The sequence below is a fragment of the Kitasatospora sp. GP82 genome (assembly GCF_029892105.1).
Taxonomy (GTDB): domain Bacteria; phylum Actinomycetota; class Actinomycetes; order Streptomycetales; family Streptomycetaceae; genus Kitasatospora.
The window spans coordinates 114,270-126,814 of record NZ_JARZAJ010000011.1; the positions used below are offsets into that span (position 1 = coordinate 114,270).

Sequence of the window (12,545 nt, forward strand, 5' to 3'; positions counted from 1 at the left end):
GAGAGATGGAGGATCGGGTGTCGTGGTCCAAGGATGCAGGCGAGGGTGCTGGGCTGACGTTCCGTCCGGCGGTGGCGGCCGATGTGCCGGAGCTGGTGGCCCTGGTCGAATCCGCCTACCGGGGCGAGGCCAGCCGGGCCGGGTGGACCACCGAGGCAGACCTGCTGGACGGCCGCCGTACCGACGCCGATGGCGTTGCCGAGGCGATCGAACATCCGCACGGCCTGGTGCTGGTCGCCGAACGGGCGGGTGAGCTGCTCGCCTGCTGCCAGCTCGAACGTCGCGGCGCCAGCGCGTACTTCGGCATGTTCTCGGTCCGCCCCACGCTCCAGGGCGGTGGGCTCGGCAGAGCCGTCCTCGAACACGCCGAGCACGTCGCGCGTGAACAGTGGGGCGCCGAGGAACTGGAGATGACCGTCATCGAGCAGCGCGCCGACCTGATCGCCTGGTACGAACGCCGCGGCTTCCACCGGACGGGCATCTACCAGCCCTTCCCGTACGGCGACGAGCGCTTCGGCATACCGCGCCGACCCGACCTGCGCTTCGAGAAGCTGGTCAAGCAGCTCTGACGGCTTCAGCGAAGGACCGGACGACGCAAGAGACCGGACGGCGCAGGAGGCCGGGCGAAGGCGCGCCGGGTGGAATCCGCTCGCCACGCGAGGCGGGCGCGGGGCAGAGTGCTCCCAGGATCGTGATCGGGAGGTGCTCCATGACGGACCGAATGACGGACCGAATGACGGACCGAGGGCTGGATTCCGACGGGTACATCGCACGCGAGGGATCGCTGAGCCGGGTACCGGCAGCCTTCGCGCCCGTGGTGGACGCGGCCCGTGCCCGGATCGCCGCGCGCTTCGGTCCCTCCTCGCTGCACAGCGCCTACCTCTACGGCAGCATCCCGCGCGGCACCGCCGTCCCCGGGGTCTCCGACCTCGACCTGCTGCTGGCGCTTCGCAGCGAGCCCACGGCCGCGGACCGGGCGCAGGCCGATGCTCTGGAGGCCGAGCTCGACGCCGAGTTCCCGCAGATCGTCGGCGCCGGGATCCTGCTCTTCAGCGAGGCCGGGCTGCTGAGCGAGCTCGAACGGTACGACCTGGGCTGGTTCGTCGCCTGCCTGTGCACCCCGCTGCTCGGCGTCGACCTCGCCGCCCGGCTGCCCCGGTACCGCCCGACCTCGCTGCTGGCCCGCGAGACCAACGGCGATCTCGCCCTCGCCATTCCGCGCTGGCGCGAGCGCCTGGCGGGCGGCTCGGAGGCGGAGCTGCGCGTGCTCGGCCGAGGGGTCGCCCGCAGGCTCGTCCGCACCGGATTCACGCTGGTGATGCCGCGCTGGGGCGGATGGACCAGCGATCTGGCCGCCGCTGCCGAGATCTTCGCGCGCTACTACCCCGAACGGGCCGAGCAGATGCGTACGGCTTCGGCCGTCGCCCGTACACCGAGCGGTGAGGCGGACGTGCTGACGGCGCTCATCGAGGAACTCGCGCCCTGGCTGGCCGCCGAGTACACCGCCGTCCACGGGGACAAGACCCCGCGCGACTGAGCCGATGCCCCGGACGGCGTCTCAGCTGCCGTAGAGGCTGCGGCAGAGCTTCGCCTGCTCCGAGCCCGGGGCCCACTCGCCGAGCCGCTCGGCCTCGGCGCACACCCTCAGCGACGGGAACACCTCGGTCGCAGCGCTCGAAGGCCGCCCCGCCCCCGTGTGAGGTCCCGGGCGTGGCGGCACGGCAGGACGGGGCCGGCTGTGCTGACGAGCTGTCTGTGACTGAGCCCCCTGCTGGTCGGACCCGTCCCCTGACGCGGCGGACTCCGCCTCGGGGCTGTCACTCGGGGTGGCCGACGGCGAGGCCGACGGGCTCGGGCTCGGCGAGGCGGATTCGGCGCCGGGCCCGGCGGTGGGGCTGAGGCCGACACCGGGGAAGGCGCTCAGATCCTGGCTCGGGCTGCTGTTTGGGCGGTCGCTCTGGCTGCCGCTCGGCGAGGCTTCGGGGACCAGTGCGCCCGCACTCCCGCCGGACGGCCCGCAGGTGGCCAGCAACCCGCCCAGCAAGGCCAGGCCGCCGAGGCCCGCCGCGGCCATCACCGCCCTGCGGGTGAGCCGACCCGGTGGTGGCGGGGGAGTGACCGGTGGCTCCCAGGGGGTCGGTGGAGCCAGGGGAGGAGGCGGTGGCGGCGATGCCGGTTGCTGCTCCCACCCGTACTGCAACGGGGCCTGCCACTTCTCGTCCATACGTCCTCCCGCACACTCCGGTCCCGCTCGGGTGGCGGGTCACCGTGTTCAACGAGTCACGCCCGTACAGCGGAACGCCCACGTCCGAGAGGTACTGCCAGTGCCCTCGACCGGCCGGTGGCTTCGAGGTCGGGCGGATCCGGCAGCCCGGCGGTCCGTCAGTTCCGGGACGGCATCCGCACGGCGGTCGTGCGGGTGCGCGAACCGGTCGCCCGGCCGATGCTGTGGGCATGAGCAGCAACAAGGACGACGCGGCCGAAGAGACGCCGCTGGTGAAGATCGCCGAGTTCCGTACGGACAGCCGCTACCGCCTGGTGCACTTCCGCGACGTGGGCTGGGAGCCGCTCGCTCCCGAGGAGTTCGAGCCCCGGATCAAGCAACTCTTCCCCGATCTGGACCCGCACGACCCCGTCCGGGTGCAGTGGGCCGATCGCCCGTGGGAGTGGCCGGCCTGGCACCCGGGGGAAGCCTGATCGCAGAGCTTCCCTATCCGCGCTGACGGCCCGTTGGCCGCGAAGCGGTCCCGGTGCGCCCATCGGGACCGTAGGCTCACAGGATGCGAGCCGCACCGTGGCAGGACGCCTGGACAGGTGGCCGACGGGCCGTCCACCTCGGCAATGTCGCCGACTTCAACGCGCAGTTCCTCCCGCAGACCCGTGAGCTGCGGCGCCAGGGACACCACTACTCCTGCCTGGCCGCCTTCTACACCCCCGAGCCGGGCCTGCTCGTCCTCCCGCAGCACGTCGAGGAGGGCTGGCTCCGCCTCCTGGGCGAGGTCCTCGCCTGGGACTCGGTGGAGGTGCACTGCGGTATCGCGACCGACCACAGCACGGTGGCCGAGGGGCTCGCGGCGCGCCCCGCCCTGCGGCAGCGGATCACCGGCCTCGGGCTGCCGCTCCGCTGCTGGGGGCGGACCGCTGCCACCGAGACGATGGCGGGCGGCTCGCCGGGCGCGGCTCTCGCAGCCGTCCACCGCTTCGAGTCGAAGGCGGAGTCGCACGCCCTGTTCAGTAAGATCGCCGCTCACCACCCGGCCGTCCGGGTACCCGGACAGCGGGCAGTCGAGTCGCCGCGGCGACTCGTCCGGCTGCTCGGTGAGCAGGCAGCCCTCGGGCGGACCGTCGTCCTCAAGGCGCCGCACGGTGTCGGCGGCTACGGCACCGTCATCCTGACACCGGGCCAGGTCGCGGAGGCGGGTGGCCCCAGGGCATTGCTGCGGGGGCTGACGGCAGCCCGGGTCCTTCCGCCGAGCAGCGGCGGAGTGCTGGTCGAGGAGCACATAGCGGGCCACCGCCGCTTCCCCGACCTCACCTTCGACGGAGTGATCGCCGAGGACGGCAGCGTCCACCCGGTGGGCGTGGCCCTGATGGACGTCGAGGACGCCCACTACCGGGGAGCGACGGTCGGCCCCGGACTCGTACCGCGGCCGCTCGCCGCCCCGGCTGCGGCTTTCGGGACGGCGGTGGGTCGGGCGCTGGCCGAAGCGGGCCACCGGGGCTGGTACGACATCGACTTCGTCGTGGACCCGGGCGGCCGCCTCGCCCCGACCGAGACCAACGTCCGCCTCACCGGACCTGCCGTGGCCTTCATGGTGCAGGCCCGCCTCGACGCCGTCCGGGACCGGCCCGGCCACTACGTCCGCACCATCGACCAAGTCCCGCTCGGGGCCCGCCTCTCGCAGCCGGCCCTGCTGGAGCAGCTGCGACGCATGGCCGCCCGCTGCGCCCCGCTCGGGGCGACCCTCCTGCCCACCATCGTCACCGCCGGTTTCGAGGAATTCCCCACCGTGGGCGTCGCCTTGGCCGCCCGGTCACTGGACGCCCTCACCGCGGCCGAGGCCGTGCTGCGCGCCGCGGCCCGCGAACTCGGCGACTCCTGGGGCGACTTGCCCACGCCGGCCGGGTTCGGGTAGGGCCAGGGCAGACCGCAGACCGCAGACCGCAGACCGCAGACCGCAGACCGCAGACCGCAGACCGGTCGCCGGGCCGTGCCCTGCGCGAGGGCGGGGAACGCCGTCCGAGTCAGCGTCCGTGGGTCTGGTTCCGCGCGTCCGCAGGGCGTAGGAACCGCAGGACGGTCTCCGTGAACTCGGCCGGCATGGCAGCGTGCACCAGATGCCCGGCAGGGATGGTGACGACCCGGCAGTCGGGGATCCGGTGGGCCATCTCCGCGATCCGGTCCTGAGGTACGTGGCTCTGCGGGCCGCCGGCCACGACGAGCGTCGGTGCGCCGATCCCGCCCAGCCCCGCCAGCCAGGCCGGGTCGGGGACGTCGACCTGCGCCTTGACGGCCGCTACCGCCGCCCAGTCGAAGGAGAGCGGTCCTTCGGGCCTGGTCGAGAGGGTCGGCTCGCGCGGGAGCGGCGGCGGGACGTCCTCGAGGACGAGTCGACCGACCCGCTCGGGGTGCTTCCCGGCGAGCAGGTACGCCACCACCCCGCCCATCGAGTGGCCGATCAGATCCACCCGGGTGAGCCCCAGCGCATCCAGGAACCCGACGACGTCGTCCCGCATGAGGTCGAAGGAGTAGTCACCGGGATGGTCGCTCTCCCCGTGACCGCGCAGGTCCGGCGCGTACACCCGCCAGTGGCGCGTGAAGGCGGGTGCCACACCGGCCCAGTCCGTCGCGTTCTCGCCGAGAGCGTGCAGCAGTACGAGTGGCGGGGCGTCGGGATCGCCGGACACCCGGTACGCCATCGACACGTCACCGACGCGGACCCTGTGATGATCAGCCATGCTGCGAAGCTACCCGCAGGTCAGCGTCGCCCGAGCGGGGTTCGCGGACGGCCGAACCCGCCGGGGTCGGTCCCAGGGCTGTCCGGCCTGTGCTACGGCTCTGTAACGCAGGCGGTAGCCGGTGCTCGGCGGGGCAGGCTGAGGTTGTCAGGGGACGAAGGATCAGGTTCGTTGCAAGGGGTGCAGCCAATGTCGGTCAAGTCTGTTCACCGGTTGAGTGCGATACGGCGTTCGGTCGCCGTCCCGGCCGTCGTCATCGCCGCTGTAGCGCTGACGAGCACCGCCTGCTCGGCCTCGCCCTCCCCTTCGGCGGGGTCGTCCGGGTCGTCGGCAGTGGGAGGTCCGGGCAGCTCGGGCGGTTCGGCCTCGGGCGGTCAGTCGTCGTCGGCCGGGGTCACCCCGGTCCAGGCGGGGAACTCGACGCACGCGTGTACCAGCAGCCAGCTCTCGGTCGTGCAGAAGGATCCCAGCGTCGGCGCCGGTCAGTACTACTCGACCCTGGTCTTCACCAACACCTCGGCCACCAGCTGCACGCTGACCGGCTATCCGGGCGTCTCCTATGTCGCCGCGAACGGTGTGCAGTCCGGGAATCCCGCCGTGCGCGCCGAGGGCAGTGTCGTCACCGTGACCCTCAAGCCGGGCCGGACGGCGAACGCGAAGCTGCACGACAGCAACGGCATCGGGGGCTACGACCCGAAGGAGTGCCGGCTCACCCCCGCGCAGGGCCTGCGGATCTACCCGCCGAACGAGCAGGCCGCGATCTTCCTCCCGTGGAAGACCGAACACTGCGCGGGCCCGACCGTCCACGCCCTGACCATCGGCCCGATCGAGCAGGGTTAGGACCTGTCCGTGGCGCCTTGGTGATCTGTCAGGGCACCACGGTGACCGGCCAGCGGGCGGCCTTGACCAGGCGGACGGCGATCGAGCCCATGACCCGGTGGCCGGCCTGTTCGGATGCGCCGACCACCACAGCGTCGGCGCGCAGGTCATCGGCCGCCTTGGCGAGGCCGCTGAACGGATCACCGATCGAGGTGTGGAACTCCCAGCGCACGCTGAGGGTCTCACCGAGTCGTTCGGCGGCCTCGCGGGCCTGCTGCACGATGTCCTCGGCGACGCTCCCGGTGGTGCCGCTGAGCTCCCCGCCGAAGCCGGTCATCGCCAGCATGGCGGACACCGGCTGGATGTAGACCATGGCGAGGAGCGAGCCCTGTCGGCGGGCGAGCCCTGCGGCGTAGGCAGCGGCCCGCCAGGAGGAGTCCGAGCCGTCGACTCCGACAACGATCACCTTGGGGCCGTCCGTGCCACGTTCGAACATCGCCGGGCCTTCCCTCCGAAGCGGATGCAATTCAGTTTACGTACGCAGGGCGAACGGCAGGTAATACGCCGGAACGGTGCGTTCGATCACGTCTTCCGAGCAGGGTCTCGACGGTGACCCGCCGGACGTGCCTCCGAGGCGGCTGTGGTCGCACCGCGTCCGTGCCGGGAGCCGGGAGCCGGGAGCCGGGGGCCGGGAGCCGGGACGGTGACGGGCGGTGCGGGCCACGGCTGCTCCAAGGCGGCCTCGGGGGAAGGTCAGTAGGCGACGGTGAACCTGGTGCGGTGGTGCGGTGGCACCACCGGTGCCGGGGACGGTCAGGCTTCCGGCACCGCCGACGACCAGCAGCCGCACGCCGGTCCGGGCGAGCCCGGCCAGCAGCGCCTTGGTGGTCGTGATGAGGTCGCCCTCACTGCCGGGTGCCGGACGGGTGGTGCTGATCACGAGGTCCTGACCGGCGCTCAACTCGGCGACGTCCTCGACGTTTCCGGCATCGCCGGTACGCGCCACGACCGCTGCCGGCAGCTCCGGGAAGCGGCTCGGACTGCGTACCAGGGCGGTGACCTCGTGGCCACGGGCGATGGTCACCTCGGGGGCCATCACCCAGCGCCTCGACCGGCTGGAGGCTCGCGGCCCGGTGATCCGCAGCTCCAGCGAGTCGGACGGCCGCAGCGTGCAGGTCGCTCTCACCGACGAGGGGCATGCGCTCATCGACAAGGCCCTGCCCGAGCACATCGACACCGAGAACCGGCTGCTCGCCGGTCTCACCGAAGCCCAGCGCGATACCCTCGCCGAAGGCCTCCGGAACCTCCTGGAGTCTCTCGGCGACACCAGGCACTGACTCGCCGCGGCGCCGCCTGCGCCTGCGCCGCTCTGGCGAGTCGTCGTGTGATCCTCGCGCCCGGGCCCCGGTAGGACGGGACCGGGCCCCGGGCTCGGTTCAGCGCTTGGGCGTCTGTGGTTGCCAGGCCAGGAAGCGGACGACCACCAGGGCGGCGATGATCAGCGTCACGTTGAAGCCGTAGACCAGCGCGGCCTGCCGGGGCCAGTCGGTCGGCGAGCTGGTGCGGTACCAGTTGTCCTGCGGCCACCAGGCGATCAGCAGCCAGGCGATGGCGGCGACCGTCAAGCCGGTCAGTCGGGCCGGGCGGGCCGGACGCTGGCGCTCCAGGACCGCTTGGCCCAGGAAGAGGAAGGCCATGCCCGCTCCGAAGCCCAACCACTCGCAGACGTAGAGCACTTGGAAGAGGGCGGCCCAGGGCGAGGGCACGGCGGTGACGTCCGTCGAACCCGGCCAGAAAACGTCGGTGGTGGCGAAGGCCAGTACCGCGAACAGCAGTGTCAGCACTACGGCCGACGCCCCGCGCGAGGATGCGGCCCCGCCGCCACCGGTGCGCGGCGGGCGGTAGCCCGCCTTTGCGCTGCCACGACGTTGAACCGACGTCTTGCCAGGGCCGGGGCGCGCCGTCCCGGCCGCGTGGTCGCGCGGGGCGGGCTGCGGCAGGCTGCGGCGGTCCAGCTTCCCCGCGCGGGTCAGCGGCATGGCGGGCAGCGGCACCACGGCGTCCGGCAGCAGCCGCTCGGGAAGCCGTTCGGCGAGGTACGTGCGCAGGACCCAACCGTCCGTCACGCCCTCCGTGACCCGGAGGCCCTCGGGCACGGCGTGCTCGGAGCCGGTGTCCTGCGATCCGGCGTCCGCCGTGGCGGCGGTCACCGCGTAGGCGACCAGCCGGTGTTGGCCCGGTGCCGTCTCGATCCGGGCGACCGCGCTCTCCCGCACGTCCGGGTGGGTGCGCAGCTCGGCCTCGATCTCCGCGAGCGCCGTGACCTCGCTCGCATCGGCGGTGCCCGTACCGTCGGCGCGGTCGGTGGCGCGGCCGATGTACTCCAGCAGACCGTCAGGACGCAGCCGTCCGATGTCGCCCGTCCGGTAGATCCGGCCGTCCTGGTCGAACTCGGCGGCCTGGAACCGGGCTGCGGTGAGCTCGGGACGGTTGAGATAGCCTCGGCCGACGCCCGGCCCGGCGAGACAGATCTCGCCCGGTCGACCGGGTGGCACCGGCCGCCCGGAAGCGTCCAGCAGGTGCACCCGGGTGCCCGGGAAGGGCTGCCCGATCAGCGAGATCCGCTCGGCGTCCTCGGGCGCCTCGGCCAGCGTCGAACTGTCGAAGTAGGTGCTGTCGACCGCCGCCTCCGCCACGCCGTACACATTGATGTGGCGGACACCCGGGCCGAGGTAGCGCTGCAGACGGAGCTGCTCGTCCAGGTACCACTTCTCCGCGCCCACCGAGAGCAGCCTGACCTCGCCCAACTCGAGCCCGCGCGGCAGGAGATGGGCGAACAGCCGTCGGAGGGTGTGCACATTGGTCTCCATGACCGTCACCGCTTCGCGGAGCACCAGCTCGTGCAGTTCGGAGATCTCGGTGGTGCGGTCGAGGGTGAAGTTGCGCCGGGCCATCACCAGGGTGCCGCCCGCGCCCAGGGCGCGGATCCAGTCGGCGGTGAAGACGTCGAACTCCAGCGTCGCCGTCTGGAGGAAGCGGTCGGTGGGGGAGAGCCGGTAGACCGACTGCCAACCCCGGTAGGAGTGCAGCAGATTGCGGTGCTCGACCAGCGCGCCCTTGGGCAGGCCGGTCGAGCCCGAGGTGTAGAACACGCAGGCCGGATCGGACGGCTGGACGGTGACACCGAGTGGAGTGGCCGCCTCGGCGGCGATCGACTCGGCGGCCGTGTCCACGCACAGCACGGTGCGGCTGCTCGTATCCGTCAGCCTGACCCGGTACGCCTCCTCCGTCAGCAGCACCAGCGGGTCGGCATCGGCGAGCACATGGCGCACCGCCGCGTCCGGGGCCGTTGGCTCCAGCGGAACGTACGCGGCGCCCGTCTTGAGCACCGCGAGCAGGGCCGTGAGCAACCCGGGCCCGCGCGCCAGCGCCACCGCGGCAAGACCGCCGGAGCCGAGGCCCGACCCGGCCAGCCGATGGGCCAGTCGGTCCGCCCGGGTATTCAACTCGGTGTATGTGAGACGCTCGTCGCCGCAGACCACCGCCACTGCCTCGGGCGCCCTGCGGGCGTGCTCCTCGAACAGCTGGTGGACGGCGTGCACCTCCCCCAATGCCCCTGCCGCACTGCTCATCGCGCGTTCCCTCCCTCATCGGTGGCACCGTTCAGATCCTCCCCGCCTCCACTGACAGTGTGCGGCCAGATCGGCTGAGTGATCCTCCTTGGGTGCGGAGTAGTTGCAGAGCTGTCACCGCTTCGGGACGGTCGCAGGAATTCCCCTGGGCCGCAAGGGATTCCCATCGGCCGCCGGGCCCTGCCCGGCGGCCGAACGGGAGCCGGGTACGGCTCGGCGGCGCCCGGCCGACCGGTGGGTGGACGGCCCGGCAACCGCAAGGGCCGCACTGTTAGCCTGGCGGCCGTTCGTTCGTACCGGGGAGGACCGGCATGACCAGCGTCGAAGTACCGCCCCGGGGACCGCTGTTGCGCACCAGGGAGGTGGACGTCGTCCGCGACGGCCGCTATCTGCTGCGGGCGGTCTCGCTCACCGTCGAGCCGGGCCAGCACTGGGCGCTGCTCGGCGCCAACGGCGCGGGCAAGAGCACCCTGCTCGGCCTGCTGGGCGCCACGACGGCCGCTGGAGCGCCCGGGCCGAACCCCGCCGCCCGGCGGGCGTCTGAGCCCCTCGGTACGAGGGCGGCGGGGTGGCGGGGCGACGGCGTGCGGTGACTGCCTGTGACCGGGGTCAGGCGGGCAGATGGGCCTCGATGGCGGCGATCAGCTCCGCGGACTCCGGCTCGGTGCGGGGGCGGAAGCGGCCGAGAACCGCACCGTCGGTGCCGATGACGAACTTCTCGAAGTTCCAGGTGACGTCACCGGCCTGGCCCTCGGCATCGGCCGTCTCGGTGAGCTCCGCGTACAGCGGGTGCCGGCCGTCCCCGTTGACCTCGATCTTCTCGAAGAGCGGGAAGGAGACACCGTAGGTGGTCGAGCAGAAGGTCTGGATCTCCTCGGCGCTGCCCGGCTCCTGGCCCATGAACTGGTTGCAGGGGAAGCCGAGTACGGTGAAGCCGCGCTCGGCGTAGCGCTGCTGCAGCCGCTCCAGACCCGCGTACTGCGGCGTCAGGCCGCACTTCGACGCGACGTTGACCAGAAGCAGCACCTTGCCCTTGTAGTCGCCGAGCGAGGCGGGCCGGCCGGCCAGGGTGTGCAGCGGGATGTCGTACAGGCTCATGGAAGGCCCCTTCGGTAGGTGTTCGCCGCAGCGGACAACTGCCCGCCCGGCCCGGGTGTTCCCGGTCAGCCTGGCAGGGATGCCGGGGTGAGGCAGCTGCTGGTCGCCGCACCGGCCGGGAGGACGGCGGACGCCGGCACTCACCGCTCTCCTTGACGGCCGATACGGAGTCGAACGGAACCGATTGCACGTTCGATACATTGGCCCACGTGCTGAGGGGGAGTGGTCGGCGCGGGGGATTTCGCGCGCGCCGCGTGTCAGCGGGGCCGTTCCGGGCCGGGGGCGCCAAGGTGGTGGCGGTCGGCCGGTGTGGGCGGTGTGAGCGACCGGGGCCGGCTCCGGCTGCTGCTCGTCCGCCCCTGGAGGCCCTGTGCGTACCGTTTCGGTCCGGCGGCCCAGCGTGCCGCTGGCCGCTGTCCTGGCTGCCCTGCTGCTCACGGGCTCCGCCCCGGCGGCCCCCGGCGCGACTGCGATGGCCTCGTCACCGGCGGCCTCGTCGCTCTCCTCGGATCTGGACCGGCTGCTCGAAGACCCGCGCCTGACGGGCGCTCAGGTGTCCGCACTGGTCACCGATGTCGCGACCGGTGAGGTGCTCTACCGGCGTTCACCCGGTGCACTGATGCTGCCCGCCTCCACCCTGAAGACTTTCACGGCCGCTGCCGCTCTCGACCTCCTGGGCGCGGACCACCGCTTCGGGACCGAGGTCCTCGCGGCAGGCGGACGCGTCGGCTCGAAGCTCGACGGCGATCTCGTCCTGCGGGGCGGGGGAGACCCCAGTCTGCTGCCCGCCGATCTGGACGCGCTCGCCGCGCAGGTGGCGACGGCCGGGATCACCACGGTCTCCGGCGGCGTACTGGCGGACGCCTCCCGCTACGACAGCGTGCCGCTCGGGGACAACTGGGCCTGGGACGACCAGTCCGCGTACTACAGTCCGCAGATCTCCGCGCTCACCCTCGCCAGCGACACCGACTACGACCCGGGCACCGTCCGGCTCACGCTGACGCCGGATCCGGCGCCGGGGCGGCCCGCCGCCGTGCAGCTCATGCCCGCCGAGGCCCCGGTGAAGCTCGGCGGCCGGATCGACACCGCGGCGGCGGGCAGCGAGTACACCGTGAACGTGACCCGGACCCCGGGGACCAATGAGATCGTCCTGGCGGGCAGCCTTCCGGTGGACGGAGGTACGAGTGAGGAGTGGGTCACCGTGGAGGACCCGGCGCGGGTGACCGCGACGGTGTTCTCGGCCGCCCTGGCGCGCCACGGGGTGAGTGTCCAGGGAGCAGTGCGGGCGGGCTCGGCCCCGGCGGACGCCGCCGTGCTGGCGCGCCACGACTCGGCGCCGATCTCCGCGCTCATGGTGCCGTTCCTCAAACTCAGCAACAACGGGATCGCCGAGCACCTGGTCAAGGAGATCGGCCGGGTGAGAGCCGGATCCGGCAGCTGGCGGGCCGGGCTCGACCAGATCGCCTCCTTTGTGCACCGCAGTGGTCTTGAACCGACCGCCGCCCGGCAGACCGACGGCTCCGGCCTGTCCCGGCACAACCTGCTGACCGCTCAACGGCTGGTGAAACTCCTGGAGTTCGCTCGACGGCAGCCGTGGTTCGCGCCCTGGTACGAGGCGCTTCCGGTGGCCGGGGACCCGCGCCGGATGGTCGGCGGTACCCTCTCCAGGCGGATGCTGGGCACCGAGGCCGAGGGCCGGGTCCACGCCAAGACCGGGTCCATGAGCGGGGTGGACAACCTGGCCGGGTACGTCGAGCGGCGGGACGGGCGCACGCTCGGTTTCACGCTGCTGTTCAACAACTTCGTCGGCAGCAACCCCCGCCCGGTCATCGACGCCTTCGCCGTCCGCCTCGCTGCCGCCGCCTCCGGCACCGTCGCCGGCTCCGCCGACAGCACCGGCGCAGCGCTGCAGAGCGCACCCGGGCACCGCGCCGGCAGGGACGCCCGCGACTGGGAGAACAACTGTGCGTCCAGTGACCAGTGTTGACGAATCGTCAGATATGGGGGTTACTCGGTTACCCGACCAAGCGGCACCGG

The 12,545-nt window shown here is 72.5% G+C and carries 13 protein-coding genes and 1 pseudogene; 8 read left to right on the forward strand and 6 right to left on the reverse strand.

What is annotated here, in order from left to right; genetic code table 11:
- Window positions 1-17: 17 nt before the first annotated feature.
- Both P3T39_RS13690 and P3T39_RS13695 read left to right on the forward strand, forming a co-directional pair.
- On the forward strand, window positions 18-569 hold the full coding sequence (locus P3T39_RS13690) for a GNAT family N-acetyltransferase (protein ID WP_280697805.1): 552 nt from the start codon (window positions 18-20) through the stop codon (window positions 567-569).
- A 164-nt stretch (window positions 570-733) separates the two neighbouring features.
- Window positions 734-1,537 carry a nucleotidyltransferase domain-containing protein gene (locus P3T39_RS13695; RefSeq protein WP_280697806.1) on the forward strand — a complete coding sequence of 268 codons (804 nt, stop codon included), beginning with the start codon at window positions 734-736 and terminating at the stop codon, window positions 1,535-1,537.
- A 21-nt stretch (window positions 1,538-1,558) separates the two neighbouring features.
- Here P3T39_RS13695 and P3T39_RS13700 read toward each other — a convergent pair whose 3' ends face one another.
- Window positions 1,559-2,224, reverse strand: coding sequence for a hypothetical protein (locus P3T39_RS13700; protein WP_280697807.1), 666 nt, complete (start codon window positions 2,222-2,224; stop codon window positions 1,559-1,561).
- A 230-nt stretch (window positions 2,225-2,454) separates the two neighbouring features.
- Here P3T39_RS13700 and P3T39_RS13705 point away from each other — a divergent pair, with 230 nt between their 5' ends.
- Window positions 2,455-2,697: a hypothetical protein gene (locus tag P3T39_RS13705; RefSeq protein WP_280697808.1), complete on the forward strand. Its 243-nt coding sequence runs from the start codon at window positions 2,455-2,457 to the stop codon at window positions 2,695-2,697.
- 83 nt (window positions 2,698-2,780) lie between these two features.
- Window positions 2,781-4,136: a hypothetical protein gene (locus P3T39_RS13710; protein WP_280697809.1), complete on the forward strand. Its 1,356-nt coding sequence runs from the start codon at window positions 2,781-2,783 to the stop codon at window positions 4,134-4,136.
- A 109-nt stretch (window positions 4,137-4,245) separates the two neighbouring features.
- Here P3T39_RS13710 and P3T39_RS13715 read toward each other — a convergent pair whose 3' ends face one another.
- Window positions 4,246-4,959: an alpha/beta fold hydrolase gene (locus tag P3T39_RS13715; protein WP_280697810.1), complete on the reverse strand. Its 714-nt coding sequence runs from the start codon at window positions 4,957-4,959 to the stop codon at window positions 4,246-4,248.
- A gap of 189 nt (window positions 4,960-5,148) precedes the next feature.
- On the opposite strand from P3T39_RS13715, the gene P3T39_RS13720 reads away from it, so the two are divergent.
- Window positions 5,149-5,799, forward strand: coding sequence for a DUF4232 domain-containing protein (locus P3T39_RS13720; RefSeq protein ID WP_280697811.1), 651 nt, complete (start codon window positions 5,149-5,151; stop codon window positions 5,797-5,799).
- A gap of 28 nt (window positions 5,800-5,827) precedes the next feature.
- Here P3T39_RS13720 and P3T39_RS13725 read toward each other — a convergent pair whose 3' ends face one another.
- Window positions 5,828-6,274, reverse strand: a complete 447-nt coding sequence (locus tag P3T39_RS13725) for a universal stress protein (RefSeq protein WP_280697812.1) — start codon at window positions 6,272-6,274, stop codon at window positions 5,828-5,830.
- A 36-nt stretch (window positions 6,275-6,310) separates the two neighbouring features.
- Window positions 6,311-6,862 carry an NAD(P)H-binding protein gene (locus tag P3T39_RS13730; RefSeq protein WP_280697813.1) on the reverse strand — a complete coding sequence of 184 codons (552 nt, stop codon included), beginning with the start codon at window positions 6,860-6,862 and terminating at the stop codon, window positions 6,311-6,313.
- Here P3T39_RS13730 and P3T39_RS13735 point away from each other — a divergent pair.
- Complete coding sequence (locus P3T39_RS13735) at window positions 6,855-7,115, forward strand: hypothetical protein (protein WP_348534338.1); 261 nt, start codon at window positions 6,855-6,857, stop codon at window positions 7,113-7,115. The genes P3T39_RS13730 and P3T39_RS13735 overlap by 8 nt on opposite strands.
- Before the next feature lie 99 nt (window positions 7,116-7,214).
- On the opposite strand, the gene P3T39_RS13740 is transcribed toward P3T39_RS13735, so the two are convergent.
- The gene (locus tag P3T39_RS13740) at window positions 7,215-9,410 is read right to left on the reverse strand and encodes an amino acid adenylation domain-containing protein (protein ID WP_280697814.1); all 2,196 of its coding nucleotides are present in this window, start codon (window positions 9,408-9,410) and stop codon (window positions 7,215-7,217) included.
- Window positions 9,411-9,721: 311 nt separating this feature from the next.
- On the opposite strand from P3T39_RS13740, the pseudogene P3T39_RS13745 reads away from it, so the two are divergent.
- Window positions 9,722-9,901: pseudogene (locus P3T39_RS13745) on the forward strand (ATP-binding cassette domain-containing protein); the annotation flags it as partial.
- 118 nt (window positions 9,902-10,019) lie between these two features.
- On the opposite strand, the gene P3T39_RS13750 reads toward P3T39_RS13745, so the two are convergent.
- Window positions 10,020-10,508: a glutathione peroxidase gene (locus P3T39_RS13750; protein WP_280697815.1), complete on the reverse strand. Its 489-nt coding sequence runs from the start codon at window positions 10,506-10,508 to the stop codon at window positions 10,020-10,022.
- A 370-nt stretch (window positions 10,509-10,878) separates the two neighbouring features.
- Here P3T39_RS13750 and dacB point away from each other — a divergent pair, with 370 nt between their 5' ends.
- On the forward strand, window positions 10,879-12,495 hold the full coding sequence (gene dacB / locus P3T39_RS13755; RefSeq protein ID WP_280697816.1) for a D-alanyl-D-alanine carboxypeptidase/D-alanyl-D-alanine-endopeptidase: 1,617 nt from the start codon (window positions 10,879-10,881) through the stop codon (window positions 12,493-12,495).
- Window positions 12,496-12,545 lie beyond the last annotated feature (50 nt).